At 66.7% G+C, this 24,517-nt stretch carries 22 protein-coding genes; 8 read left to right on the top strand and 14 right to left on the bottom strand.

Going from position 1 to position 24,517, the window contains the following annotated elements; genetic code table 11:
* Positions 1 to 55: 55 nt before the first annotated feature.
* The 3 genes from E3T48_RS07155 to trhO are packed head-to-tail and all read right to left on the bottom strand — an operon-like array spanning position 56 to position 2,766.
* Positions 56 to 898, bottom strand: coding sequence for an ABC transporter permease (locus E3T48_RS07155; RefSeq protein ID WP_134523490.1), 843 nt, complete (start codon positions 896 to 898; stop codon positions 56 to 58).
* A 2-nt stretch (positions 899 to 900) separates the two neighbouring features.
* Entirely contained in the window at positions 901 to 1,803 is a 903-nt protein-coding gene (locus E3T48_RS07150; RefSeq protein WP_134523246.1) for an ABC transporter ATP-binding protein, read from the bottom strand.
* Between the two features lie 54 nt (positions 1,804 to 1,857).
* The gene (trhO, locus tag E3T48_RS07145; protein ID WP_134523244.1) at positions 1,858 to 2,766 is read right to left on the bottom strand and encodes an oxygen-dependent tRNA uridine(34) hydroxylase TrhO; all 909 of its coding nucleotides are present in this window, start codon (positions 2,764 to 2,766) and stop codon (positions 1,858 to 1,860) included.
* A gap of 131 nt (positions 2,767 to 2,897) precedes the next feature.
* Here trhO and E3T48_RS07140 point away from each other — a divergent pair, with 131 nt between their 5' ends.
* Positions 2,898 to 3,830: a LysR family transcriptional regulator gene (locus E3T48_RS07140; RefSeq protein ID WP_134523242.1), complete on the top strand. Its 933-nt coding sequence runs from the start codon at positions 2,898 to 2,900 to the stop codon at positions 3,828 to 3,830.
* Here E3T48_RS07140 and E3T48_RS07135 read toward each other — a convergent pair.
* Together E3T48_RS07135 and E3T48_RS07130 are read right to left on the bottom strand one after the other, a co-directional pair.
* Entirely contained in the window at positions 3,773 to 4,633 is an 861-nt protein-coding gene (locus E3T48_RS07135) for an aldo/keto reductase (protein ID WP_134523240.1), read from the bottom strand. The two genes, E3T48_RS07140 and E3T48_RS07135, sit on opposite strands and share 58 nt — an antisense overlap.
* A gap of 32 nt (positions 4,634 to 4,665) precedes the next feature.
* Entirely contained in the window at positions 4,666 to 5,637 is a 972-nt protein-coding gene (locus tag E3T48_RS07130; RefSeq protein WP_134523238.1) for an aldo/keto reductase, read from the bottom strand.
* A 426-nt stretch (positions 5,638 to 6,063) separates the two neighbouring features.
* Between E3T48_RS07130 and E3T48_RS07125 the strand changes: the two genes are divergently transcribed.
* Positions 6,064 to 7,113: an alpha/beta hydrolase gene (locus E3T48_RS07125; protein ID WP_241986703.1), complete on the top strand. Its 1,050-nt coding sequence runs from the start codon at positions 6,064 to 6,066 to the stop codon at positions 7,111 to 7,113.
* 55 nt (positions 7,114 to 7,168) lie between these two features.
* Here E3T48_RS07125 and E3T48_RS07120 read toward each other — a convergent pair whose 3' ends face one another.
* On the bottom strand, positions 7,169 to 7,807 hold the full coding sequence (locus E3T48_RS07120) for a LysE family translocator (protein WP_134523237.1): 639 nt from the start codon (positions 7,805 to 7,807) through the stop codon (positions 7,169 to 7,171).
* Between the two features lie 42 nt (positions 7,808 to 7,849).
* On the opposite strand from E3T48_RS07120, the gene E3T48_RS07115 reads away from it, so the two are divergent.
* Positions 7,850 to 8,413, top strand: a complete 564-nt coding sequence (locus E3T48_RS07115; protein ID WP_241986702.1) for an acyl-CoA thioesterase — start codon at positions 7,850 to 7,852, stop codon at positions 8,411 to 8,413.
* Positions 8,414 to 8,438: 25 nt separating this feature from the next.
* Here E3T48_RS07115 and E3T48_RS07110 read toward each other — a convergent pair whose 3' ends face one another.
* The 5 genes from E3T48_RS07110 to E3T48_RS07090 form a co-directional block, all read right to left on the bottom strand.
* Positions 8,439 to 8,951, bottom strand: a complete 513-nt coding sequence (locus E3T48_RS07110; RefSeq protein ID WP_134523233.1) for an SRPBCC domain-containing protein — start codon at positions 8,949 to 8,951, stop codon at positions 8,439 to 8,441.
* 102 nt (positions 8,952 to 9,053) lie between these two features.
* Entirely contained in the window at positions 9,054 to 10,658 is a 1,605-nt protein-coding gene (locus E3T48_RS07105) for a phytoene desaturase family protein (RefSeq protein ID WP_134523232.1), read from the bottom strand.
* A 663-nt stretch (positions 10,659 to 11,321) separates the two neighbouring features.
* Complete coding sequence (locus E3T48_RS07100; protein ID WP_134523230.1) at positions 11,322 to 11,582, bottom strand: Txe/YoeB family addiction module toxin; 261 nt, start codon at positions 11,580 to 11,582, stop codon at positions 11,322 to 11,324.
* Positions 11,579 to 11,830, bottom strand: coding sequence for a type II toxin-antitoxin system Phd/YefM family antitoxin (locus tag E3T48_RS07095; RefSeq protein ID WP_134523229.1), 252 nt, complete (start codon positions 11,828 to 11,830; stop codon positions 11,579 to 11,581). Before E3T48_RS07095 ends, E3T48_RS07100 begins: the two co-directional genes overlap by 4 nt.
* A gap of 473 nt (positions 11,831 to 12,303) precedes the next feature.
* Positions 12,304 to 12,621, bottom strand: a complete 318-nt coding sequence (locus tag E3T48_RS07090; protein ID WP_241986713.1) for a transcriptional regulator — start codon at positions 12,619 to 12,621, stop codon at positions 12,304 to 12,306.
* 408 nt (positions 12,622 to 13,029) lie between these two features.
* Here E3T48_RS07090 and E3T48_RS07085 point away from each other — a divergent pair, with 408 nt between their 5' ends.
* A complete protein-coding gene (locus E3T48_RS07085; protein WP_134523227.1) occupies positions 13,030 to 13,299 on the top strand; it encodes a hypothetical protein in 270 nt (89 codons plus the stop codon).
* A 57-nt stretch (positions 13,300 to 13,356) separates the two neighbouring features.
* Positions 13,357 to 16,089 carry a DNA methyltransferase gene (locus E3T48_RS07080; RefSeq protein ID WP_134523225.1) on the top strand — a complete coding sequence of 911 codons (2,733 nt, stop codon included), beginning with the start codon at positions 13,357 to 13,359 and terminating at the stop codon, positions 16,087 to 16,089.
* A gap of 37 nt (positions 16,090 to 16,126) precedes the next feature.
* On the opposite strand, the gene E3T48_RS07075 is transcribed toward E3T48_RS07080, so the two are convergent.
* The 3 genes from E3T48_RS07075 to E3T48_RS07065 form a co-directional block, all read right to left on the bottom strand.
* A complete protein-coding gene (locus tag E3T48_RS07075) occupies positions 16,127 to 18,001 on the bottom strand; it encodes a heavy metal translocating P-type ATPase (RefSeq protein WP_134523223.1) in 1,875 nt (624 codons plus the stop codon).
* Positions 18,002 to 18,146: 145 nt separating this feature from the next.
* Positions 18,147 to 18,542, bottom strand: a complete 396-nt coding sequence (locus tag E3T48_RS07070) for an ArsR/SmtB family transcription factor (RefSeq protein WP_134523221.1) — start codon at positions 18,540 to 18,542, stop codon at positions 18,147 to 18,149.
* 2 nt (positions 18,543 to 18,544) lie between these two features.
* Positions 18,545 to 19,786, bottom strand: a complete 1,242-nt coding sequence (locus tag E3T48_RS07065; protein WP_134523219.1) for an MFS transporter — start codon at positions 19,784 to 19,786, stop codon at positions 18,545 to 18,547.
* A gap of 318 nt (positions 19,787 to 20,104) precedes the next feature.
* Between E3T48_RS07065 and E3T48_RS07060 the strand changes: the two genes are divergently transcribed.
* From E3T48_RS07060 to E3T48_RS07050, 3 genes are all read left to right on the top strand, one after another.
* The gene (locus E3T48_RS07060) at positions 20,105 to 20,938 is read left to right on the top strand and encodes a phosphatidylinositol-specific phospholipase C/glycerophosphodiester phosphodiesterase family protein (protein ID WP_241986701.1); all 834 of its coding nucleotides are present in this window, start codon (positions 20,105 to 20,107) and stop codon (positions 20,936 to 20,938) included.
* Positions 20,939 to 21,036: 98 nt separating this feature from the next.
* Positions 21,037 to 22,878 (top strand): choice-of-anchor I family protein, encoded by a 1,842-nt coding sequence (locus tag E3T48_RS07055; protein ID WP_174844139.1) that lies wholly within the window; start codon positions 21,037 to 21,039, stop codon positions 22,876 to 22,878.
* Positions 22,879 to 23,413: 535 nt separating this feature from the next.
* Positions 23,414 to 24,511, top strand: a complete 1,098-nt coding sequence (locus E3T48_RS07050) for an ATP-binding protein (protein ID WP_198417636.1) — start codon at positions 23,414 to 23,416, stop codon at positions 24,509 to 24,511.
* Positions 24,512 to 24,517: the final 6 nt, after the last annotated feature.

Below are 24,517 nucleotides of genomic sequence, written 5' to 3'. Positions count from 1 at the left end.
TACGCGCCGCCCAGGCGGCGGCGCGGTCACGGGGCGCCGGCAGGAGGCGCCGGGATCACGTGACGTCGCGGCGCCAGCTGACGAAGTAACCGCCGACGGTGGCGGCCGCCGCGTACGCGAGGAGCACCAGGCCGCCCTGCCACCAGTCGAGGGTGGACGTCGCCCCGCCGACCGGGCCGGCCATGGTGAAGATGCTCGCGCCGACCAGCGCATCCGATGCTGCCCCCGGCAGGAACGTGGCGATCCCGGCGGTGGCCTCGGTGAACATCGAGGCAAAGCGCAGCAGCGGCTCGACGAACTGGGTGAACGCGAGCACAATCACGATCGAGGCGACCTGGCTGGGGACGAGCACGCCGAGGCCGACGCCGACGGCCGCCCACAGCGCCATGGCGATCACGGTGCGGCCGATCAGGGACCAGGTGGCGCTGTCGCCGAGGAGGGTGTCCACCCCGAACGCGTTGATGACGAGGGCGCCGATGCCGACGGACGCCAGCAGTGCGATGGCCCCGAACGCGGCTCCGGCGAGGAAGAGGGTGATCACCTTCGCGCCGAGCACCTGCGCCCGCCGCGGGTTGGCGAGGAAGGTGGGCGTGAGGGTCTGGTGCCGGAATTCGCCGGTGGTCGCGAGCGCCCCGAGCAGCACAGGGAAGACATACCCGACGGAGGAGGCGAAACTGTAGACCAGCGGGGGCAGGCTGCCGAGGGGCGGGGTGCCCTGGGTGCCGGTGCCGGTGCCGGCCGCGCTCGGATCGATCGCCCCGCTCTGGATTCCGGCGAACAGCGCGGCCAGGCCGCCCGAGAGCATGCCGATGTAGCCGAAGAGGACGGCGGCGAGGATCCACCAGATGCGGGTGGTGAGCAGCTTGGCGAACTCGGCCCTGATGGCGCGCAGCAGCATGGTCACAGCGAGTCGCCTCCGTCCACGAGAGCGAGGAACGCGTCCTCCAGACCCTTCTTCTGACGGTGCAGGGCGCTCACCTCCACACCCGCGGTGAAGGCGATGTGGCCGATCGTTGCCGGGTCCGTGGCCGCGGCCAGCAGCCCGGTACGCCCCGGGGAGAAGGCGACGCCGGCCTGGCTGAGGGCGCTCGCGAGGGCGGCGCGATCGGGGGAGTCCACGACCACCTGCGGCGCCACCTGGGTTTCCAGGCTGGACAGCGGTCCGCGGTGCACCAGCCTGCCCTTGGCGATGATGATCACGTCGTCGACGCTCTGCTGGACCTCGCTGAGCAGATGGGAGCTGACCAGGACGGTGCGGCCCTCGGCCGCCATGTCGCGCAGGAAGCCGCGGATCCACTTGATGCCCTCGGGGTCGAGGCCGTTGATCGGTTCGTCGAGCACCAGCACGCCCGGGTCGCCGAGCAGCGTGCAGGCCAGGCCCAGGCGCTGGCGCATGCCCAGCGAGTAGACGCCGGCGCGCTGGCCGCCATGCTCGGCCAGACCGACGAGGTGCAGCACCTCCGCGACCCGCGCCGAGGGCAGTCCGGCCGCGGTCGCGCAGATCGCCAGGTGGTTCCGGGCGGTGCGGCCCGGATGGAAGCTGGCGGCCTCGAGGGCGGCGCCCACGGTCGCCAGTGGGTGCGGCAGATCGTGATAGCGCAGGCCGCCGAACGTGGCGGTGCCGGAGCTGGGGCTGACCAGGCCGAGCAGCATCCGCAGGGTCGTGGTCTTGCCCGCGCCATTGGGGCCGAGGAAGCCGGTGACCCGACCGGGCTCGACGGTGAAGGACAGATCGTCCACCGCGGTGACGTCACCGAACCGTTTGGTGATGTTGCTGAACTCGATCACCGCTCCGACTGGCATCCGCGCCCCCCCTGCCTTTTCGATTTGACCCCAGACTATGCCCTGCCCTGCCGGTCAGCGCGGTGGCGCAGCGTGCCCGGCGCAGGCCGGGCCGTCCCGCCCGGCGCAGGCCGGGCAGACGACGAGTTGTTCCCGGCAGGAGACGTCCCGGCAGTTGAGCATGTTCTTCGTCGGCTCGCCGCAGGCCTGGCAGTGGCCGAGTACCGCGGTGTGGTCGCTGAAGTCCACGGACATCCGCTGGTCGAAGACGTAGAGAGACCCGTCCCACAGGCCGTCGTCGCCGAACGCCTCGCCGTAGCGCACGACGCCGCCGTCGAGCTGGTACACCTCGGTGAAGCCGCGGTCCTTCATCAGGCCGCTGAGCACCTCGCAGCGGATGCCGCCGGTGCAGTAGGTGACGACCGGCTTGCCCTTGAGATGGTCGTACCTGCCGCTGTCGAGTTCGGCGACGAACTCGCGCGTGTTGGCGACTCCGGGCACGACCGCGTTCCGGAACCGGCCGATCTCCGCCTCGAACGCGTTGCGCCCGTCGAAGAAGACGACGTCGTCGCCGCGCTCGGCGACCAGCGAATGCAGTTCGGCCGGGCTCAACTTCTCGCCGCCGCCGACGACTCCGTCAGAGTCGACCCGGAGTTCCCCCGGCGCTCCGAAGCTCACGATCTCGTCCCGCACCTTCACGACCAGGCGGGGGAAGTCGAGGCTGAGTCCGGCCGGGTCCAGCGCGCTCCCGTTGCTCCACTTGAACTCGATCCGTGTGAACGCCGGGTAGTCGCGGGTCTTCCGGACATAGCGCTTGAGAGCGGCGAGGTCGCCGCCGATCGTGCCGTTCAGCCCCTGGCCCGAGATCAGGATCCGGCCGCGGATGCCCAGCGATTCGCAGAGGTCCCGCTGCCAGAGCCGCACGGCGTCGGGGTCGGCCAGGGGGGTGAAGACGTAATAGAGCAGGATCTTCGGGATGGCCATCGGCCCATTTTACCGGCCGCCTGGTTCTCCCTCGAGTCGGCCCCTCGCATCTCGGCGGAATCTCAATGGGCTGGGTACGGGCAACACGGACGGCTCCTGGAAACACGGCCATCCAGCACTAGAATCGCTGAATGGAATTGCGCCAGCTTGAACACTTCGTCGCCGTGGCCGAGGAACGCCACTTCACCCGGGCCGCGAAGCTCCTGCAGATCTCGCAGTCGGGCCTGTCGGCGTCCATCCGGGCGCTCGAGATCGAATTGGGCACGTCCCTGTTCATCCGCAGCACCAGGCGGGTCGAGCTGACCGCGGCCGGCCGGGCGCTGCTGACGGATGCCGTGCGCACCCTGGCCAGCGCCTCGGCCGCCCGGAACGCGGTGGCCGCGGTGCGCGGACTGATGCGCGGCACCCTCACGGTGGGCGCCGAACCGTGCCTCGGGTCGGTCGACCTGCCGGCCGAACTGGCGGAGTTCCGCCGGCTGAACCCCGGCGTCGAGATCCGGTTGCGCTACGCCGGCTCCGTCGACCTCGCCGAGAGCGTCGCCAGCGGGCAGACCGATGTCGCGCTGGTGGTCGAGACCGGCGACACCCCGCCCGGGGTGCGGCTGCTTCGGTTGAGCACGCAGAACCTGATCGTGCTCTGCCACCCCGGGCATCCGCTCGCCACCAGTGCCGGGATCGAGATGGACTCCCTGCGCACCGAGCCGCTCGTCGGCTTCCAGGCCGGCTGGGGCGCGCACGTGCTGACCCGGCGCGCCTTCGCCGCCGCCGGGTTCGACTACCGGGCCACCCTCGAGGTCAATGACGTGCACCCGCTGCTCGACCTGGTCGGCCACAACCTCGGGATCGCGATCGTGCCGGAGAGCTTCGCGGAGAAACGCCCCGACGCTTTGCGCGCGGTGGCGCTGCACGCGGGCATGCCGCAGTGGCACGTCGCGGTGGCTGTGGCGGACGGACCGAGCCCGGCCGCCACGGCGTTCCTCGACCAGCTGCTCACCCGGGTGCCCGCTCAGGCGGCGTCGAGCGACGCCGATTCCTCCGGCGTGAGCGTGAATTCGGCCGCCTGAACCGAATCCCGGATGCTCTCCGGGCGGGACGCGCCCGGGATCGGGATGACGTGGGATGACTTCGCGAGATGCCAGGCGAGGCAGACCACCTGCGGGCTCACCCCGTGCACGGCCGCGACCGCCTGGAACGCGGGGAACCGGTCGCCGAGTGATGCCGCAGACTGGATGCCGCCCAGCGGCCGCCAGGGGATGAACGCGATGCCGAGCTCGTCGCAGAGCCGCAGTTCGGCCTCGCTGCTGCGGAAGGCCGGCGAGAACTGGTTCTGCACCGAGGCGAGACGCCCACCCAGGATCTCCCTGGCCAGCAGGATCTGCTCCGGGTTCGCGTTGGAGATGCCGGCCAGCTCGATCGTGCCGGCGTCGAGCAGATCGCGCAGGGCGCCGATCGAGTCGGCGTACGGCACGGCCGGGTCGGGCCGGTGGAACTGGTACAGCCCGATCGCATCGCCGCCGAGGCGTTTCAGCGAGGCCTCGGCGGCCAGCTTGAGGTGCTCCGGCCGGCCGTCCAGCGTCCAGGTGCCGTCGCCGGGCCGGACGTGCCCGCCCTTGGTGGCCACCAGCACGGTCGACGTGTCGCCGCCCCACGATGCGATGGCGCCGGCGATCAAGGTTTCGTTGTGGCCGACCTCGTCACTGTGCACGTGGTAGGCATCCGCGGTGTCGAAGAGGGTGACTCCCGCCTCGAGGGCCGCGTGGATCGTGGCCACGGAGCGTGCGGTGTCCGGTCGGCCCTCGATGGACATGGGCATGCCGCCGAGCCCGATCGCGCCGACCTCGCGCTGGGCGATGAGCCTGGTCTTCATGAGTCCGTCAATCCCCGGCTGACCGGCCGGCGTTACCATGCGTAGTGCTCCGGTGCCGGCTTCCGGCCCGGGAAGATCTCGTCCAGCCGGGCCAGAGCCGCCGCGTCGAGGCTCACCGTGAGCGCGCGCACGGCGGCGTCCAGCTGGCCCTGGGTGCGCGGACCCACGATCGGGGCGGTGACCGCCGGCTGGTGCAACAGCCAGGCCAGGCCGACATCGCCGGGCTCGTGGCCGAGCTCGGCGCAGAAGTCCTCGTACTGCCCGATCGCGGTGCGGTGCTTCTCGAGCTGTTCGCCGACCTTGCCCTCGAGGCGGCGTCTGCCTTCGTTCTCCTTGCGGAGCACCCCGCCGAGCAGCCCTCCCTGCAGGGGCGACCAGGGGATGATGCCCAGGCCGTTGCTCACCGCGGAGGGGATGACCTCGAGTTCGATGTCGCGCGTCAACAGGTTGTAGATCGACTGTTCGCTGACCAGCCCGGTGAAGTTGCGCCGCTTCGCTTCGGCCTGCGCGGTGGCGATGTGCCAGCCGGCGAAGTTGCTGCTGCCGGCGTAGAGGATCTTGCCCTGCGTGACGGCCGTCTCCATCGCCTGCCAGATCTCGTCCCAGGGGGTGTTCCGGTCCACGTGGTGGAACTGGTAGATGTCGATGTAGTCGGTCTGCAGCCGGGCCAGGCTCGCGTCGAGGGCGCGCCGGATGTTGAGCGCCGAGAGTTTGCCCTCGTTGGGCAGGCCGCTCATGTCGCCGTAGAGCTTGGTCGCGAGCACGGTTCCCTCCCGGCGCGCACCGCCCTGGGCGAACCAGTTGCCGATGATCTTCTCCGTGCCGCCCTTGCCGGTGCTGTCACCGTAGACGTTGGCGGTGTCGAAGAAGTTGATGCCGTAGCCGCGGGCGGAGTCCATGATGGCGTGCGCGTCGGCCTCAGGAGTCCAGTGGCCGAAGTTCATGGTGCCGAGGCAGAGGCGGGAGACCGCGAGGCCGGAACGGCCGAGTTGTGTGTAGTCCATCTGCCCAGCCTCCACCCGCGGCGAGTGACCTGTCCAACAGGGGACGCGGATGTCATTGTGCGCTCCGGCTTCTCAATCGCGGCCGGTCGAGCCCCGTCGGTGGTCGAGCCCCGCCGGTGGTCGAGCCCCGTCGGTGGTCGAGCCCCGCCGGTGGTCGAGCCCGCCGGTGGTCGAGCCTGTCGGTGGTCGAGCCTGTCGAGACCACGTTGGGGAGGTGATTTCGACGAGCTCAATCACCGGGGTGGTCGAGCCTCGCCGGTGGTCGAGCCCGCCGGTGGTCGAGCCTGTCGAGACCACGTCGGGGAGGTGATTTCGACAGGCTCAATCACCGGGGCGGGCGCAGCACCGGAAGATGAGGCGTTCTCAGCTTGCTCACGGTCGGGCGTCGTACAGTCAACTGGTGATCCAGACCCACCGCTCCCTCGCATGACGAACACACGTCCAGCGGTCGGCACCGACGCACCTCCCACATCCGGCGCAACGCAGCGAACACCGAGGAAGCCGAAACCGCACAAGGAGACCGCGCTTTCCCGCGTCCCGGTCTGGGTCTGGCGGGCACTGATGCACCGCATCCTGCCCGGTGAGCTGCACAAGTTCAACGCCGAGCCGATCGACTCCGTGGACTACCATCTCGACCTCGACTATGCCGGCGACGGCATCCGTGATCACCGCCTCGACGTGATGGTGCCGCACGACGCGCCCGAACCGCTCCCGGTGTACATCTACTTCCACGGTGGCGGCTGGACCTCGGGCGACAAGGCGCCGCTGACCAAGTACTGCGCGAGCCAGGCCGCCGACGGCATGATCGTGGTCAACGCGAACTACAGGATGGCCACCCACTTCCAGCTCAAGCACATGCTCGAGGACGCCAACGAGGTGCTCGACTGGGTGGCGCGCAACATCGAACGCTTCGGCGGCGACCCGACCCGGATCGTGCTCGGCGGCGATTCGGCCGGCGGGCACATCGCCGCGCTCCTCGCCGCCTCCGCCTACGAACCCAGGCTGGCCTCCTACTACGGAATCCGCCCGCAGGTCGAACCGGAGAACCTGCGCGGCCTCGTGCAGCATTGCAGCATCGCGGATGTCTCGGTGCTCTTCGAGCGCGGCTTCGTGCTGAGCCTCAATTTTCTGCGGATGCTGCTGCCCGAGCGCGGCCGCGGGCTCGTGCTGCGCGCCGCGGCCCGGTTCATGTCCCCGATCGAGTGGCTCGACAGCGGGTTCCCGCCTGTCTTCGTGACCACCTCGGAGCGGGACTACTTCTACCGGGCCAACCTCAATTTCATCGCCGCGCTGCGTCGCCGGTCGATCTCCGTTGACACGCTGATCTACGAGCGCGGCCAGGCGAACACCCACCACACCTGGCAGCAGGATTCCCGGCACCCGGAGTCACAGGAGGTCTACCGCCGCCTCGGAGCCTTCGTGCGCCGGGTCGCCGCGCTGCCGGCCGCCGCCGTCACCCTCCCGGCGGCGCACTGACCATCGCCGCCGCGGCCTGAGCCGAGCGCCGAACCAGCACCGCGCCGCGGCGACCTCAGGACTGGGCGCCGGTGGCCGCGAGCACGCCGCCGAGGCCGATCATCATGACTCCGCCGGTCGCCGAGAGGCTTTCCATCCGCCGGGGCGATTTCGCGAACCACGCCCTGGCCGAACCAGCCGCCAACGCCCAGATGCTGTCGCCGAGCAGCGCCAGGAACACGAACAGCACGCCGAGGGTCATCAGTTGCAGTTGCACCGCACCGGCCCGGTAGTCGACGAACTGCGGCAGCACCGCGACGAAGAAGACAATCGATTTGGGGTTGCTGATGCCGACGACCGACCCCTCCGCCAGCAGGCGCCAGTTGGACTTGCGGGCGCCGCTGACGCCGATGTCTCTCGCCACCGCGCGGCGGTGCCGGATGGCGTGTACGCCCAGGTAGACGATGTAGGCGGCGCCGACGAACTTGATCACGGTGAACACCACCACGGACTGGGTGACGACGGCCCCGAGGCCGAGCGCGACGGCGGCGATCACGGGCACCATTCCGAGTGCGTTGCCGAGCACGCTGAGGAAACCGCCGATGCGGCCGAGCGCCAGCGACCGCCCGATCACGAACAAAACGGTCGGTCCGGGCAGCGCAATCAACGCGATGGAGGCCAGCGCGAACGTCAGCAGATTGGGCAACGGAACCATAGACGAATGCTAGCCGCCGCCGGGGCGGGCTACCATCGCAGGGTGCATATGCTCTGGCGAACCCTCCTCCACAGTCTGCTGTCCCGCTTCGGCCCCCGGCTCGGCCACTACGACGTCGCCCGCACCCGGTTCATCACCCTGCCGACCGACCAGGACATCCTGCGTCACATGAACAACGGGGTGTACCTGTCGATCATGGACATCGCGCGCTTCGACATGCTGCACCGCACCGGAATCTGGGCGATCTTCCTCGCCAGGGGCTGGTACCCCGTCGTCGTCTCGGAGACCATCAGCTTTCGGAAATCCCTGACCCTGGGCCAGCGCTTCACCGTGGAGTCGCGCATCCTCGGCTTCGACGAGAAGGCTGTCTACGTGGAGCAGCGCTTCGTGCGACCGGATGCCGACGGCGCACCTGAGGTCTACGCCCAGGGCTTCATCCGAGGGCGATTCCTCAAACGCGGCGGCGGAGTCGTCACGATCGACGAGCTCACCGACGCGGTCGGGGCGGTGCCGGCATCCGTCACCGTTCCGCACTGGCTGCTGGAGTGGAGCACGGATGTCGCGATGCCGGCGACCCGCGCGGCCGCCCCCAGCATCTGGGAGTAGCCTCGCCGGCCAGTGGCCACGCCGGTCAGTGGATCGGTTCGGCGGCCCGCTTCGGAACGACGAGCTCCCGGTAGTACTCGGCGTGCGGGTGGTAGTGCGCGCGGTCGGGGAGCGGCTTTCCGTGCCGGGCGGCGACCAGCCGGTCGAAGTAGTAGTCCCAGTACGGGCCGACGGTCTCGGCGTCCGCGGCGCTGTGCAACCGCTGTCCGAACGTGAGGGTGGTCATCCCCGCACCCTCGACGAGGTGAAGGATTACGTGCCGGGCTGCGTCGCCCTCGCCGATGTTGACGGTGAACCGCTTCGGAGGGATGCATTTGAGGATGCTGACGTACTCCCACTCGGCGTCAGGCTCGTCGAGGCGGAAGCGCACGGCGCCCGTCTCAGGGGAGCCCGTGTAGGTGCCGATCCAGCCGGCGAGGCCGCCGGGTCGGCTCAGGCTCGCCCACACGTCGTCGATCGGCGCGGTGAAGAGCCGGTCGAGCATGAGATAAAGCCCGTCCTCGCGATGGGCGAGGCGTCCGGTTGGCTTGGCTGACATGGGAACCTCCACGGTGAGTGAGGCACGGGCCTCACCTACCACGCTATGCCCTTCTCTGGTCACTTGCCAGCGGCGACCCGACGCGGTGTGGCTGCGGAGCGGTCAGGCGTCCTCGAGCACCGCCATGGCGGCGTTGTGCCCGCCGATTCCGCTCACCCCGCCGCCGCGCCGCGCACCCGCACCGCAGATCAGGATTCGCGGGTGCGCGGTGGCGACGCCCCAGCGCTCGGCGGGGGTGTCCTTCGGCTCGTCGTCGTCGAGGAACGGCCAGTCCAGGGGGCCGTGGAAGATGTTGCCGCCCGGCAGATTGAGGGCGTGCTCGAGGTCGAGCGTGGTCTTCGTCTCGACGCAGGGGTTTCCCTCGGCATCCGTCAGCAGCAGGTCCTCGATCGGCTCGGCGAGCACCGAATTGAGCGAGGCCAGCACGGCCGCCTGGAGCCTGGCCCTGGTGGCGTCGTTGTTCTCGTCGCTCAGCCAGCGGTTCGGCGCGTGCAGTCCGAATACGGTGAGGGTCTGCGCGCCGGCAGCGACGAGCTCGGGCGAGAGGATGCTCGGGTCGGTCAGCGAGTGGCAGTAGATCTCGCAGGGCAGCAGATCGGGGATCACCCCGCGGACCGACTGGTCCCAGGCGCCCTCGAGCTGGCTGAAGGTCTCGTTGATGTGGAAGGTGCCGCCGAACGCGGCCTCGGGAGAGACCGACGGGTCGCGCAGTCTCGGCAGCCGGGTGAGCAGCAGGTTCACCTTGACCTGGGCGCCCTCCGGCTTCTCGATGGCCGGAGCCGGCGAGGGAACGGGCGCCGAGTCCGGCCCGTTGCCTGCCGCGGCGGCCAGGAGCCCCTGAAGGACCCAGGGGGCGACGCCCGAGAGCACGTGTCGGCCGACGACGACGCGTTCCACGTCGCCGCGGCGGTACCGCACCTCGCCGTCGGGGCTGACCGAGGTGACCTGCGCACCGGTGACGATGCGGGTGCCGGCCTGGCGGGCCGCGTTCTCGAGCGCGCCGGTGACGGCGCCCATCCCGCCGATCGGCACGTCCCAGTCCCCGGTTTCGTTCCCGATGACGTGGTAGAGGAAACAACGGTTGGCATCGAGGGAGAGATCGTTCAACGACGTGAACGTGCCGATCAGGCCGTCGGTGGCGACGACCCCGCGCACCAGGTCGTTCGCGAAGCGTTCGGTGATGGCCGTGCCGAGCGGGCGCTCGATGAACTGGTCCCAGACCTTGTCGTCCCCGACCAGCCGCCGCGCCTCCGAGCGGGTCGGCAGCGGCTCGCAGACCGTGGGGAAGAGGGCCATGGCGAGGGTCTCCGTGTCGCGGTAGAACGCGTTCCAGGGTTCGAAGTCGTCGCCGGCGCCGACCCGGTCGAAGCTCGTGCGGGTGGCGGCGTCGTCACCGCGGTCGACCAGCAGGCCGCCGGTGGTGTCGGCGGGGTTCGGCGTGTACGAGGAATAGCGGCGCCGGGCGAGCTCGATCGACAGGCCCAGTTCGTCGATGATCCGCTGCGGGAGAAGGCTGACCAGGTAGGAGTAGCGGGAGAGGCGCGCGTCGACGCCGGGGAACGCCTCGGCGGAGATGGCCGCGCCGCCGACGTGGTCGTCACGCTCGAGCAGGATCACGCTCTTCCCGGCGAGGGCGAGGTAGGCCGCGGCGGTCAGGCCGTTGTGTCCGCCGCCGACAATCACGACATCGTGTGTGGGTTCGCTCATCCCTCGACAGTACCGGGCGTCGGCGGGGCTCGATGCGAACGGATGCCGCGGCGCCGGCTGCCCCGTCGGCTCCCTCGCTGGACGGTCGGTCGGGCTCAGGCTCATCAGTCCAGTAGCTGTCGAATCACTCACGAACTGCGTGGGTGGCCGTAGCGCTCGGCCATCTTCTCGGAGAGCAGCTGCGCCGCTTCCGCCGCGCAGGATGTGGGTCCACATCCCGGCAGAGTACGTCGACCTGTCGACGGGTCTGGAGATTCTTGTGCGGAGGATTTGCCCGTCCCAGAGCGCCAACTCATAGGTGCGGTGATGCCGGACAGGCTGTCCTGATGCCCCGCGCACGAGCTGCTACTTCTCCACCACGCAGAAATCGTCGTGGTCCTCGCGGGTCGAGGCCGGGTACCGCATCGAACACTTCCTTGAGATGTGAGCGCGTGTCTGTAAAGGACCTGTAATCGGCGACGAGTGGCATTTCAACCGTCCTGCGCAGGTAAAGCCGCGCGTGCGAACGTACGCTGAGTACGTCATGTACATGTTATCTCGGTGTCACCTCCTATGGCCACCTCGGCCAAGAACTCACCGCAACAGCACACCCCGTCCACATTGACCCAATGGCTGCACACGTGCCTGTAAGCCGAGCCCTTTGCGGGAAGCGTGGACCTCGGGTCAGTAATGTTCGCGGGCCTGCAGGATGACGATGTGGTCGTCCGTGACGAAATAGACCAAGCGGTTCGTATCGTCGATGCGGCGGGACCACGCGCCGGAGAGGATGTGCTTAAGGGCCTCGGGTTTGCCGATGCCAGCGAACGGATCGCGGAGTGCGTCGGTAATCAGCTGGTTGATTCGCTTGAGAGTCTTACGGTCCTGAGTCTGCCAGTAGACGTAGTCCTCCCACCCATTCGGGTCGAAGGCGATCGTTCGCCTCACGCGTCGAAGAGGTCGTGCTGCTCGAACTCGCCACGCCGGGCGCGCTCGATCGCGGTGAGCAACCGCTCGGCATTGGCGGGGCTCCTCAGCAGGTAGGCCGTCTCGGTCATCGCGTCGTAGTCCTCCTTCGACAGGATGACCGCGTTTCCGTGCCGGGATACGACCTCGACAGCGATGTGGTCGTCATTGACCTGTTGGATGAGCCCGAATAGGCTCCTGCGTGCTTCCGTCGCGGTGATCGCCGACATGATCGCCTCCTACTAGTAGTACCTGATAGCGTACCACTGTAGGGTGAGGTCGGGAAGTGCTCTGCGTCGCAAGGGGAACGGTGTGCGGCCATCGTTGCGCTCCTCTGCGGCGCAGGGAGTCCATCCTGCGGCCCCAAGCTGCGTCGTAGTATCGCCCGGCCAGCTCTCGTGGGGTCCGGTTCCACACGCATCCAGCAACTACGAACGCCCCGGTGACGAGTGGGGAACCGGGTTCGACTTCGACCATCCTGGGTGCTGGGAGATCAGGATATCCACAGACACCACGGCGGCCAGCGTTTTGGGTGAACGTCGCGTTGTGAACCCGTCAGCGACGCCGGATGACGAAGGCCCTGACGAAACTCAGAACCGTCCCCCGAAGACTTTGAAGGAGCTCTAACGGATGCTCTTGGCTCACTGGAGGCCATCGCCAAAATCATCGTAGGAAACGCGCACGGCGCAGTCAGGGCGAATTCTCACCACCCAGAGCATCGCCTTCCAACCACCCTCAGCGAGACGATGAGGCGGAGACGCTGCTCGCTTGTGGCTTGGCGAGGTTGCGAAGCGCGTTGAGGTGCGCGTCGAAGGTGTGTTGGCCGAGTGGGGTGAGGCTGACAGTGGTGGTACGTCGTGCGTCGGTCCGGGCGGGCGGGCGAGGCAACTTTGACGGTCCTGACGTACCCCACCTCCACCAGGGTTCGCAGCGTTTTCGAGAGACTCACGTCAGAGAGTTCAAGCGTTGTGCGGATAGTCGCGAAGTCGGCGCTGGCAACTGAGCGCAGGAGGCCGCACACGCGTAGCCGGTTGGGCGCGTGGATCGCTTCGTCGAAGCGGGGCTCAACGCCCACGGCGGAGCTCCGAGTCGAAAACGCGGTCGTAGGTGAAGCGAGGCGGCCATTTCGCCTCCGCCGAGGCGCCGCAGTTGGTGTCCGACGACCTCCGGTCGTTCTTCAGCGAGATCGGAGGCTGACGTCGAGCCCGCACGGCGCCGTTGGACTCCACCGCTCGGACAAAGGCCAGCCACCGAACGCCTGTGGCTGGACTAGCTCCGGCGTCAAGCGCGCACGGTCGGTGGTGGGCAGGCGGCTCCTCCCCAACCCGCCTCCGGTGCCGACTCTTCGAAACAGGGGCCACCGTCGAAGGGATGTCGCAGCCCCCGGGTAGTCTGGAAACCACGAACTGACGGAAGCTGAGGGGCTGGAATGGGCGCGAAATCGAACGCGGAGCACGCCGACGGCCGCACCGCGCACCAGGTCGCACAGGAGCAGGCGATGGGGGAGATCTCCGACGTGCTGCTCAACCTGGAGCACACCCTCTCCCGTGCCAAGAAGGCGCTCGCGCTGGTCAAGAAGTCCGGCGGGAGCCAGAACGTCGAGCTCGCCCTGGTTGACGCCATCGAAGACCTCGCCCGCACCCACAAGCGGCTGCTGCAAGACACGTACTACGCCGGCGACGCCGTGCGGCTGATCTAGTGCGGCCAGGTTCCCCGGTCGGCCGGAGCAGGGTGGCCTGCGCCGGCGCGGTGGCCCGTGCGTAGCGGCCTCGAGATCCAGGCGGCACTTGACAAGTTCGTCAAGAAATGGTCGGGCTACGCGGGCACCGAGAAGGCCGAGGCGCAGACCTTCCTCAACGAACTCTTCGACGCCTACGGCTCGGATCGCACCGCCGTCGGCGCGCTCTTCGAAGACTTCAGGTCGTCGGCGGGCTTCATGGACCTGCACTGGCCGGGCACCCTCATCGTAGAGATGAAGGGCCCGAACGTCGCCCTCGAGAAGGCGAAAGACCAGCGCATCCGCTACTGGCAGGAGTCCTCGAACTCGAAGGAGAACATCCAGGCCGCACGCTGGGTGGTCACCTGCAACTTCCGCGAGTTCGAGGTGTGGGAGCCGGGTCGTTTCCCCAACGAGCCGCGCATCCGCTTCGGCATCGACGAACTGCCCGACCACTACGACGCGCTGCTGTTCCTGCAGTCGGACAGCATCGACCCGGTTTTTTCCGAACACCGCCGCGAACTGACGAAGGATGCCGCGCGGCACATCGCCGAGCTGTACACCTCGATGGCCGACCGCTCGGCCGCGCCGATCGACGAGATCCAGCGCTTCACGATGCAACTGGTCTGGTGTCTCTTCGCCGAAGACCTCGGCATGCTCGAGGGGTATCCGCTGCAGAACACGGTCGACGGTCTGCTGGCCGAGAAAGACCCGGACTCGGCCCGCGACATCGGCTACCTGTTCACCCTGCTCAACCAGAAGGGCAACCACAACCGCAAGGGCCGGTACGCGGGAACCCGCTACGTGAACGGTGAACTCTTCGCCAAGCCCGCCGCGGTCTACCTCAACCGCGATGAGCTTGTGCACCTGCGGGATGCGGCCGAGTTCAACTGGCGCGAGGTGAACCCCACCATCTTCGGCTCTCTCATGGAGGGCGTGCTCGGCGACGAGCGTCGCGGCGAACTCGGCGCGCACTACACGCACGAGGCCGACATCATGAAGATTGTCACGCCCACGATCGTGCGCCCGTGGCGCGAACGCATCGACGCCGCCGCGACCGCCGGAGAGGCGCGTTCGCTGCTCGACGAGCTCTGCGCGTTCACGGTGCTCGACCCCGCCTGCGGTTGCGGCAACTTCCTCTACGTCGCCTACCGCGAGCTGCGTGGCCTTGAACACGAGCTCAAGCAGCGGATGAGCCGACTCGCGCAGGAGACGGGCGCGCCCGTTCCCGCCGGCCCGCTGCCGTACTACCCGCTCGCAAACATCAAGGGAATCGAAATCGAACGCATCGCCGTGCTCATCGCGCGCGTCACACTGTGGATGGGCCATCGGCAGATGATCGAGCGCTACGGCGAGGCCGAGCCGGTGCTCCCGCTCGTCGACCTCTCTGGCATCCGCGCCGCCGATGCGCTCCGAACCGACTGGCCCGACGTCGATGCGATCATCGGCAACCCGCCGTTCCTCGGGTCGCAGTTGCTGCGGGCGGGTCTCGGCGGGCCGTACGTCGAGTGGCTCGGAAAGAGCTTCGGCGTGGGCGTGCGCGACCTCTGCGTCTATTGGTTCCGTCGTGCGCAGGAGCAGCTGAAGCCGGGTCAGCGGGCCGGGCTCGTCGGCACCAACTCGATCACGCAGAACCGCGGGCGCGAGGCCTCGCTCAACTACATCGTCGCGACGGGCGGCGTGATCACGGATGCCGTTTCCACGCAGAAATGGCCGGGCGACGCCAAGGTGCATGTGAGCATCGTGAACTGGGTCAAACAGCCGGATGCCGCGCCCGCGGAGTTCGAGTTGGATGGCGTGCGGGTGGACGGGATCACCTCGTCGCTGACGGCCGGGACCGGCGGGGAGTGGGCGCCGGTTGCGCTCGGTGCGAACAAGAGCAGGTGCTTCCAGGGCCCGATACCCGTTGGCTCTGGATTTGTCGTGCCCCCCACGGTGGCGTCGGTACTTCTCGCAAATCAAACTGTCAAGTACCGGGATGTCGTGCGCCCGTATTTGACGGCGAGTGATCTCGCTGATTTCCCAGACCAAGCGCCAAGCAGATGGATCATCGATTTCGCTCAGCGACCGCTTGAAAATGCAGCGAAGTACCCTGCGGCGCTTTCGATCGTGCGCAATGAGGTGAAACCATTCCGGGACACGGTTCGCCGCGAAGGGCACCGTAGGAATTGGTGGCTCTTTGGTGAGCCGCGCGTTGGATTACGTCAGGCTACATCGTCGTTCGACCGTTACGCGGCCGTCGGAGCCCACGGAAAGCGCATGCTCATCGCCTGGGTAGACACGTGGACTCTCGCCAGCAACGCGAACATGGTCTTCGCCTTCGACGACGACTACAGCATGGGCGTCCTGCTTTCCCGCGCGCATGACGCGTGGGCGTGGGCGCGCTCCTCCACGCTCGAAACGCGTCTGCGGTACACGCCGACGACGGTGTTCGAGACGTTCCCCTGGCCAGACCCGGTGACGGCGGATCAGCGCGCGGCCGTCGCCGCGGCATCCGTTGCCCTGTATGCCCGAAGGAGCGCGCTGTGCCTCGAGCACAACATCGGGCTCACCAGGCTCTACAACCTGATGGACGACGGCGGCTTCACCGACCTCGCCGCCCTGCACAAGCGTCTCGACGAGGCCGTCGTCGCCGCGTACGGCTGGCCGAAGTCGGCCGCACAGAACCCCGGCGAGCTCGTCGCCCGGCTTACCCGGCTCAACCGGGACATCGCCGAGGGCGCCCGCTCTTACGCACCGTTCACCGCCACGAATGCGGCGGCTGCGCAGTAGCGAGGGTGCGGTCGCGGAGGAGATCGTCGCGCAGGTTTCACTTGCTGGCGTTCGGAATTTTTACATGCAGAAGCTTGATGGAGTTGACGAAGACCAGGATGTCGGGTCCGAGGTGCAAGAGGGCTGCTTGAATCGGTCCAATGAGGCCGAGCAGGGCCGCTGTGATCCCCAGCACATGCACAACACCAACACCGACAAACAAGTTCTCCTGGATGGTTCGGTAGGCCCTGCGCGCGATGGATCTGGCCACGACGATCTTGTGCAGGTCGTCGGACATCAGGGCGACGTCCGCCGCTTCAAGCGCTGCCTGCGACCCGCTGCCGCCCATCGCGATCCCGACGTCGGCGCGAGCCAGGGCGGGCGCATCGTTGATGCCGTCGCCAACCATGGCAACTCGTGAGCCTTCCTTCTTCAGCCGGTCGATGATGCTTACCTTGTCCTCCGGTAGCAATTCGGCATGGACTTCGTCGATCCCCAGCTGGTCGGCGATTGCCTTGCCCGTTGCCTTGTTGTCTCCAGTCAGCATGATGATGCGCTTGACACCGGTGGCTTTGAGCTGAGCGATGGTTTCTCGTGCCTCGGCGCGCACCGCATCCGCTACGTAAATGATGCCGGCCAGTTTTCCGTCGACGGCAATGTGGATAGGGGTTTCGCCGGGGAATTTCTCTTCCCTGTCGACGGCTACGTTGTTTTCGAGAAGCAGAGCGGGATTGCCCACGAGTACGTGCCGGTTGTTGATTTCGGCCTTCACGCCGCGGGCGCGTATCTGGTCGTAGGTTGTGGGTTCGAAAATCGCGATTCCTCGCTGGCTGGCGGCGTCGACGATCGCTTTGGCGAGCGGGTGAGCCGACCGCCTGTCGGCGCTTGCAGCGAGAGCCAGGACGTCCTGTTCCGAGAGAGTCGTGTCGTGGAGTTCGATCTGCGTGACCCGCGGCGTATTTTCGGTGAGTGTGCCTGTTTTGTCGAAGACAATGGTGTCTACCTTGGCGAGTGATTCCAGGAAGATCCCGCCTTTCACCAGCACGCCGTTGCGGGCGGCACGGGAGATGGCCGCGATGATGACCAGCGGCGTGGCGAGCCCCAGCTCGGCGGGGGACGTGAAGATCAAAAGCGTCACGATCAGGCGCACGTCGCCGGTGATCAGGAAGATCACAATGAGGAACACGAACACGATGGGGATCAGCCAGGCAGCTACTTTGTCTGCGAGTTTCTGAACCGGGGCTTGTGATTCTTCGGCCTCTTCAACCAGCGCGATGATGCGGGCGAAGGTCGTGTCGTTGCCCAATTGTTCGGTCCGGATGTCCAGAGCACCCGATTCCAGAATCGTCCCGGCAAAGACGTGATCGCCGTCTTCTTTGTCCTTCGGAATGCTCTCGCCCGTAATCGGAGACTCGTCGACGGCCGCGCTACCGCCGTCGACCCGGCCGTCGACCGGAATCTTCTCGCCAGCCCGTACGAGGACCACGTCACCGATCTTCAGCTCGGCCACGGCTACCGAGCGGTCGCCGTCCTTGTCGCGCAGGATAGCGGTGTCTGGGACCGAACCGATGAGCGCCTTTATCGAGGCACGCGCTCGATCGGTATTGAGTTCGGCGATGAATTCGGCGATGAGAATGATGGTCATCAACACCACACCGGCAAGCGGTTCACCACCGAGTACCGCCACCAGGGTGGCGACGGTGACGAAGATTTCGGTCCCGATTTTGCGTATGCGGATGAGTTCGATCAAGCCGGTCTTGGCCAGCGGGTATAGCCCGATGGCGACCGCACCCCACAATACGGCGACCGGCACCAATTGTTGCCAGAACAGCACAGAAATGATGCCCGTGAAGACGATTCGGGCGACTTCGATCCAGCGCTGCCGTGTCATCAGCGACGGGAGTGTGCTTGCGGGTGACTGTCGTGCGTTCATGATGCGGTGTCCGTTTCGAAGTGGTGGTGCCTATCGGGGTTTCGCCCACAAACCTGCATATCTACGTTTATACGCAGATTCTTGCATACTTTAGGACCGACGGCCAATTGGAGATTTTTGTCGGGAGCGCGCGGCGACAAACCGATCACGCTGTCGACCTGTGGGCGCCTCGTCTGGCCGGTTCGCCGTCGGTTTCCGGTGGGTGAAGCGGTTCTCCGGTTGCAATGTGGTCAGCATGGCTCAAGCTCTCAGCAACCAGTCGGCTGAGGTGGCCGTCACGGAGGGAATAGATCACATGACGGTCTTCCCTGTGCGCATCGACGAGCCCGGCCAGCCTGAGTTTGGCCAGGTGTTGGCTCACGGCGGTGCGCGACGCACCCGTTGCTCTCGTCAGCGAGTTGACGTCCGCCGGCGCGGTTGTCAAGATCCACAGAATGTGAAGCCGGGTCTTTTCGGCCAGCATTTTCAAGGTGGCAGCCGCCGTGGCGAGTCTCGAGTCATCTGCCGTGATTGCGGAGGTGTGGCTGCGGTTATCGACCATGGTCAGGCTCCTGTCATGGTTGCGACGGGCTCGGGTGCCAGTTGAGGTGCCGGCCACATCACCCGCGCGGCGATCATGCTGCCTGCGGCGATGATGGCCAGTGCCACGACGGCCCAGACCAGTCCCAGGGCTCCTAGCCACCCGGCGATCGGGTATGTGATCAGGAAGGCCGCGTGCGAAAGAGAGAATTGAGCCGTGAAGATATAACTGCGAGTTTGATCGGTGGATGCCCGCCGGAGTATGCGCGCCGACGGAGTGATGATCATGGCGTTTCCGGCCCCCATCAGCGCCCATAACGCGAGCAGGAACCACCAGGACCCTGCCCAGGCACCAGCCGCGACCGTCATCGGAATGGCCAGCAGCAGACCGACCGTGAGGATGGAGGCGCCCGTTAGCATCAACGTCCGGTCGCCAGTGCGGTCCAGTATCCGCGGGACGTTGAGGGCGACGATCATCGACCCCGCACCATAGGACGCCAGGGCCAGGGCCAGGCTGGAGTTGGAAAGCCCGAACGTGTCCCTGGCATAGACGACGCTATTCACCAGTACCAGGGCCGTCGATGCACCGACCGTCAGATTCAACACCATCAGTGAACGCAGGCTGGGCGTCCGAGCGAATATTCTGACGCCAAGTGTGGTCCTGTGCCAGACACTTCCCACCGCCGCAGCCTGTTCGCCTGTGGGCAACGCGATCGTGACCACCATCAATGCCGAGACGAGGAATCCGGCAGTAGTGCCGAGGAAGAGGTTGTTGTAGCTGACGACGGTGAGCAGCAAGGCTGCAAGGGCAGGGCTGACCAGGGCTTCTAGATCATAGGCAAGTCGGGAGAGCGACAACGCCCTGGTGTAGGCCTTTTCATCCGGCAGGATGACGGGGATCACCGATTGGAACGCCGGCGTGAAGGTGGCCGAAGCAGCCTGGAGCACGAAAACCAGGACGTAGATCTGCCACACCTCGGTCAGGAAGGGCAGCGACAAGGCCACGGCGGCTCTGACAATATCCGCAGCGACCAGCACGACCTTCCTGGGGAGCCGTTCAACGAGAGCCGCAATGACAGGCGCAACACCGACATAGGCCAGCATCTTGATCGTCAGGGCGGTACCGAGAACGGCGCCCGCCTTGGATCCGGCGAGATCAAAGGCCAGCAGGCCCAGGGCGATCGTCAAGAGACCCGTCCCGAGCAGGGCCACCACCTGGGCGGTGAACAGCTTCCGATAGACGGGGTTTTTCAGAACCGACAGCATGGTGCAGCACTCCTCGTGGCTCGGGTACCAATAATACATGTGCGCACTAATGCACATGAATAGCCCGCCATGTCTGGCGTCCACTGTTTCCTTCCCGGTAGTACTGACTGCCGCATCCACGAGGTCGGGGCCGCCGGCATCCGTCGCCGTGAACGGATGCCGGCGGGCGGAAGGCGCCCTGGTGAACACTGCCGCGCCGGCTTGAGGTTGCCGGGCGACTTCGGCATGCTCCCAAAAGGGGGGTGCGGCACTGCGCGGCATCGCCTTTCAGAATAGAAGGAGTCTCCCATCCGTTTCGCACCCATTACTTCGGTCCTCGTGGCCGCCCTTGCCCTCGCGACGCTCGCCGGCGCCGCGGCGCCGCCACAGCAGCACACGGCTACGCGCTCACGCGGCGTCGACGTCGTGCTCGGCGAGCCGCTGGCGGCCGCGCACGCCCACAACGACTACGAGCACGAGCGCCCGTTGTTCGATGCCCTCGAGCAGGGCTTCACCAGCGTGGAGGTCGACGTGTGGCTGATCGGCGGGGAGCTTCTCGTCGCGCACAGCCTCGAGGGGGTGCGGCCGGGCGTCACGCTCGAGAGCCTCTACCTCGACCCGCTGGACGAGATGGTGAAGGGCCGCAGCGTCTACCCCGGTTGGAACGGCAGCGTGCAGCTGCTGATCGACATCAAGTCCGAGCCGGAGACGACGTACGCGGCGATCGAAGCAGCCCTCGCGGAACGCTCCGGCATCATGACTCGCTACTCCGACGGAAAGACCAAACGCGGAGCGGTCACCGCGGTGGTGAGCGGCAATCGACCCCTGGCGACGATGCGGGCCCAGACGAACCGGTTCAGCTTCTACGACGGACGCTCCGGCGATCTGGCCGGCGACATCCCGGCCACACTCATGCCGCTGGTCAGCGAGAACTGGACCAGGCTGTTCACCTGGAACGGCGAAGGCGCAATGCCGGAGGCCGAGCGGGCGAAGCTGCACGAGTACGTGCAGACCGCGCACAACAAGGGCTACCGCGTGCGCTTCTGGGCGACGACGGATGTGGCCGGTGCGGCGCGCGACGCGGTCTGGACGCAGCTTTATGAGGCCGGAGTCGACCACATCAACACCGACGATCTGGTCGGCCTCAGGGCATTCCTCAGCGCTCGCTCCTGATCCCGTCGTTCCCGTCGCCGCCATCTGGAATTCACCCGTTCGCCATCTGCGGCCCCTAAACAGGGGGAACAGTTAAGCACGACCCTGGAGGACCTCGAATGCCCGCACTCAGCCCCAGCCTCAGCCCCCGCCGCCGCCGTGCGTCGGTCACCGTTTTGGCGCTCGCTCTCGGAGGCGTCCTGGCAACCGGGGCAATGGTGCCGGCGGCATCCGCCGACGACGGCGACGAGCGCGACTCGCGCTCACGAAAGGCCGCCGGGCTCACGCTGAGTGTGCTCGGCCGCTACGAGACCGGCGTCTTTGACGCGTCGGCCGCCGAGATCGTCACCTATCACGCCGACAGCGAGCGCCTCTTTGTCGTCAACGCGCAGGCCGGCGCGGTCGACGTGCTGGACGCCGCGAACCCCGCGGACCCCACCAAGATCTTCGACCTCACGGCGGAGGGCATCACGGCCGACGACGGTTCGGTGATCCCGGCGGGAACCACCGCGAACTCCGTTGCGGTCCGCGAGGACGGGCTCGGTGCGATCGCCATCGAATCAGACGTGAAGACGGATGCCGGCTGGCTGGTCTTCTTCGACGCGAACGCCGACGAGGCGGCCGTGCTGGGAGCCGTGCGGGTGGGCGCGCTCCCCGACATGGTCAGCATCTCGGCCGACGGCCGCTACGCCGTCGTCGCAAACGAGGGGGAGCCCAACGAGGACTTCACGGTCGACCCCGAGGGTTCGGTCAGCATCGTCACCCTGCCCAAGCGCGTGACCGCGCCGGAGCAATCGGTGGTCAGAGCCGCCGACTTCCACGCGTTCGAGGCGGGCGGCGGCAAGACCCTGCCGGAGGATGTTCGCGTCTTCGGGCCCAGGTTGGGGGCCAACCCGGTCTCGGCGAACCTCGAACCCGAGTATGTCGCGATCGACGCCGGGAGCGCGGTCGCCTACGTCGCCCTGCAGGAGGCCAACGCGGTGGCCGTCGTGAGCCTCGCGGATGCCGACATCACCGAAATCTGGCCGCTCGGGTTCAAAAACCACGGCTTGGACGGTAACGGGATCGACGCCTCGGACCGCGATCCGAAGGGCGCGCCGACCCTCAACATCGAGAGCTACGAGGGTCTCAAGGGCATGTACATGCCCGACGGAATCACCGCATACACCGCCGACGACGAGACCTACCTGGTCACCGCCAACGAGGGCGACGCCCGCGAATGGGGCGACTACGCGGAGGGTGCCCGGGTGAAGGATCTGGGCGCGGATGGCCTCCTGCCGATTTGCGCGGACAGCCCGCTGGCCGGCCTGACTGGCGACGCCGACCTCGGCCGGCTGAACGTGACCACCGAGAACGGCCTGAACGAGGCAGGCACCTGCTACGAGGAGCTCTACGCCTTCGGCGCCCGCTCGTTCTCGATCTGGACGACCGGCGGTGAGCAGGTCTTCGACTCGGGTCAGCAGCTCGAGGAGATCACGGCCGCGGCCAACCCCGACTTCTTCAACTCCAACCACAGTGTGTCCAACCTGGAGGGCCGAAGCGACGACAAGGGCCCTGAGCCGGAGAACCTCGCGATCGGCGAGATCGACGGTCGCAGCTACGCCTTCATCGGACTTGAGCGCGTCGGCGGGATCATGGCCTACGACATCACCGACCCCGCCTCGGCCACATTCGTGACCTACATCAACAATCGTGACTTCTCCGTTTCGATGGAGGAGTCGGTTGAGGCCGGTACGGGCGCGGCCGATCTGTCGCGGGCGGGAGACCTCGGCCCGGAGGGCCTCGCCTTCATCTCTGCGAAGGACTCGCCAAGCGGGAAGCCGATGCTCGCGGTCGGCAACGAAGTCTCCGGAACGACGACGTTGTTCGCCATTGCCGCCGAGGGGAAGAAGCGTGATCGCAGCGCCGACAAGGACCGTGACGACGACGGTCACTCCGACCGGGGCGACTCCGGCCGCTAGTGGTGCTGTTCGATAGTTCGTCGGGGGTCCGTTTTCGGGTTTCGCGTTGAGGTAGAGGCGGCTGGCGGTGGTGACGGCGTCTTCGGGGGTTCCGGTGGTGGTGCCGTCGGGGAAGTAGGAATCGCCGCACAGACGACGACGCCTAAACGACCGCCGTCGCATCCCTCGAGCGCCTACGTGTTGTTGAGGGCGACGTTGCGGCGGAGGCGCGTGGGCGCGTCGCCGGTCTTCGGCAGCGGCTGTCCGGGGACACCGACTTGGGAGGAGCCGTCGATGTGGCCGAGCGTCTACGGCGCCTACGCGAGCGTCACATCGCGCAAGAAAAGCCAGCCTCGAACGACGAGGCAAACCGGCGCGGTCCCGCCCATCGTCCAAGGGTGTAGGCAGCTTGGCTGCTTTGTCACCGCCGATCGCAACCGGGAGCTATCCGGCAGGCATGTTAGAAGCGAGCTACCTGGCTATTTCCATTCCTGTCAAATTCCTAGCTCAGGATCCTCCAAATTTCTAGTACAGACGCCTCCAAATTCCTAATATATTGATAGACGATCTGGCAACACGTGATGCCGTCAGCGCGGACCCGGCGTTATTCATGGCGGGCAGTGCACCCGTATGCGTCGACGAGTATCAGAAGGCACCGCTGGTCCTAGACGCAATCAAGACCGAGCTGAACCGAAGTAGTGCTCCAGGTCGCTTCCTGCTGGCCGGTTCGACGCGTCATGATGCGTTGCCGACCGCGGCGCAATCGCTGACCGGCCGTTTGAATCGCATCACGATCTACCCCTTGACCCAAGGGGAAATCGAAGGCCAGGACATTCGTCTCATTGAGGGGCTCTTCTCGGATCCAGCAGCAACAGTTCCTGGGCTGTCGTCCACAACGAGCAGGGACGAGTACATCGACCGTATGGTCCGTGGAGGGTTCCCGATGGCTCTGGCTCGTACCTCGGCCCACGCTCGAAACCGTTGGTTCGATGACTACGTCCGCCTCACTCTCGAACGTGACGCACGCGAGCTCAGTAATATTCGACGGACCGCAGTACTTCCCCAGTTGCTCGGAAGGCTTGCAGGCCAAACCGGGCAGGTTCTTAACATCACCCGGGCGGCATCAGAAATTGGTATGGATAAGACCACAGCCGACAATTACACGCGCCTTCTTGAAGCGGTGTTCCTGCTGCAACGACTGCCTGCGTGGCACACAACGCTCACGTCCCGAACGGCTGCCTCCCCCAAGTTGCACATGATGGATTCTGGTGTTGCGGCTCGTCTGATGCGCCTCACGCCGGAGAAGCTCACTCGGCGCGATCCCACCTCGCTGACCGAGTTCGGCCATCTCTTGGAAACGTTCGTCGTCGGCGAGATCCAACGGCAGGCGTCCTGGCTCGATGGAATTGCTGGTGTGGGTCACTGGCGGACCCGCGATGGCGACGAGGTTGACCTCGTTGTTGAGCGCGACGATGGCGCGATCATTGCGTTCGAGGTCAAGGCTGGCAGTCGAATTCCGGGCGGAGATTTTCAACCCATGAGGAAGCTGAGGGATGCGGTGGGGGGACTGCCCCGAGTTCAGTTGACTCGAAGGGTTAGTGGTTTCAGGCGGCCTTGCGGGCCACGTTTATTGTCTCAAACTCGATCGGGGTGAGCTTAC

It is taken from the genome of Cryobacterium fucosi (assembly GCF_004403515.1).
GTDB classification, from domain to species: Bacteria; Actinomycetota; Actinomycetes; order Actinomycetales; family Microbacteriaceae; genus Cryobacterium; species Cryobacterium fucosi.
Note: the sequence above shows the minus strand (reverse complement) of the source record. Positions and strands in the feature narration are given on the sequence as shown.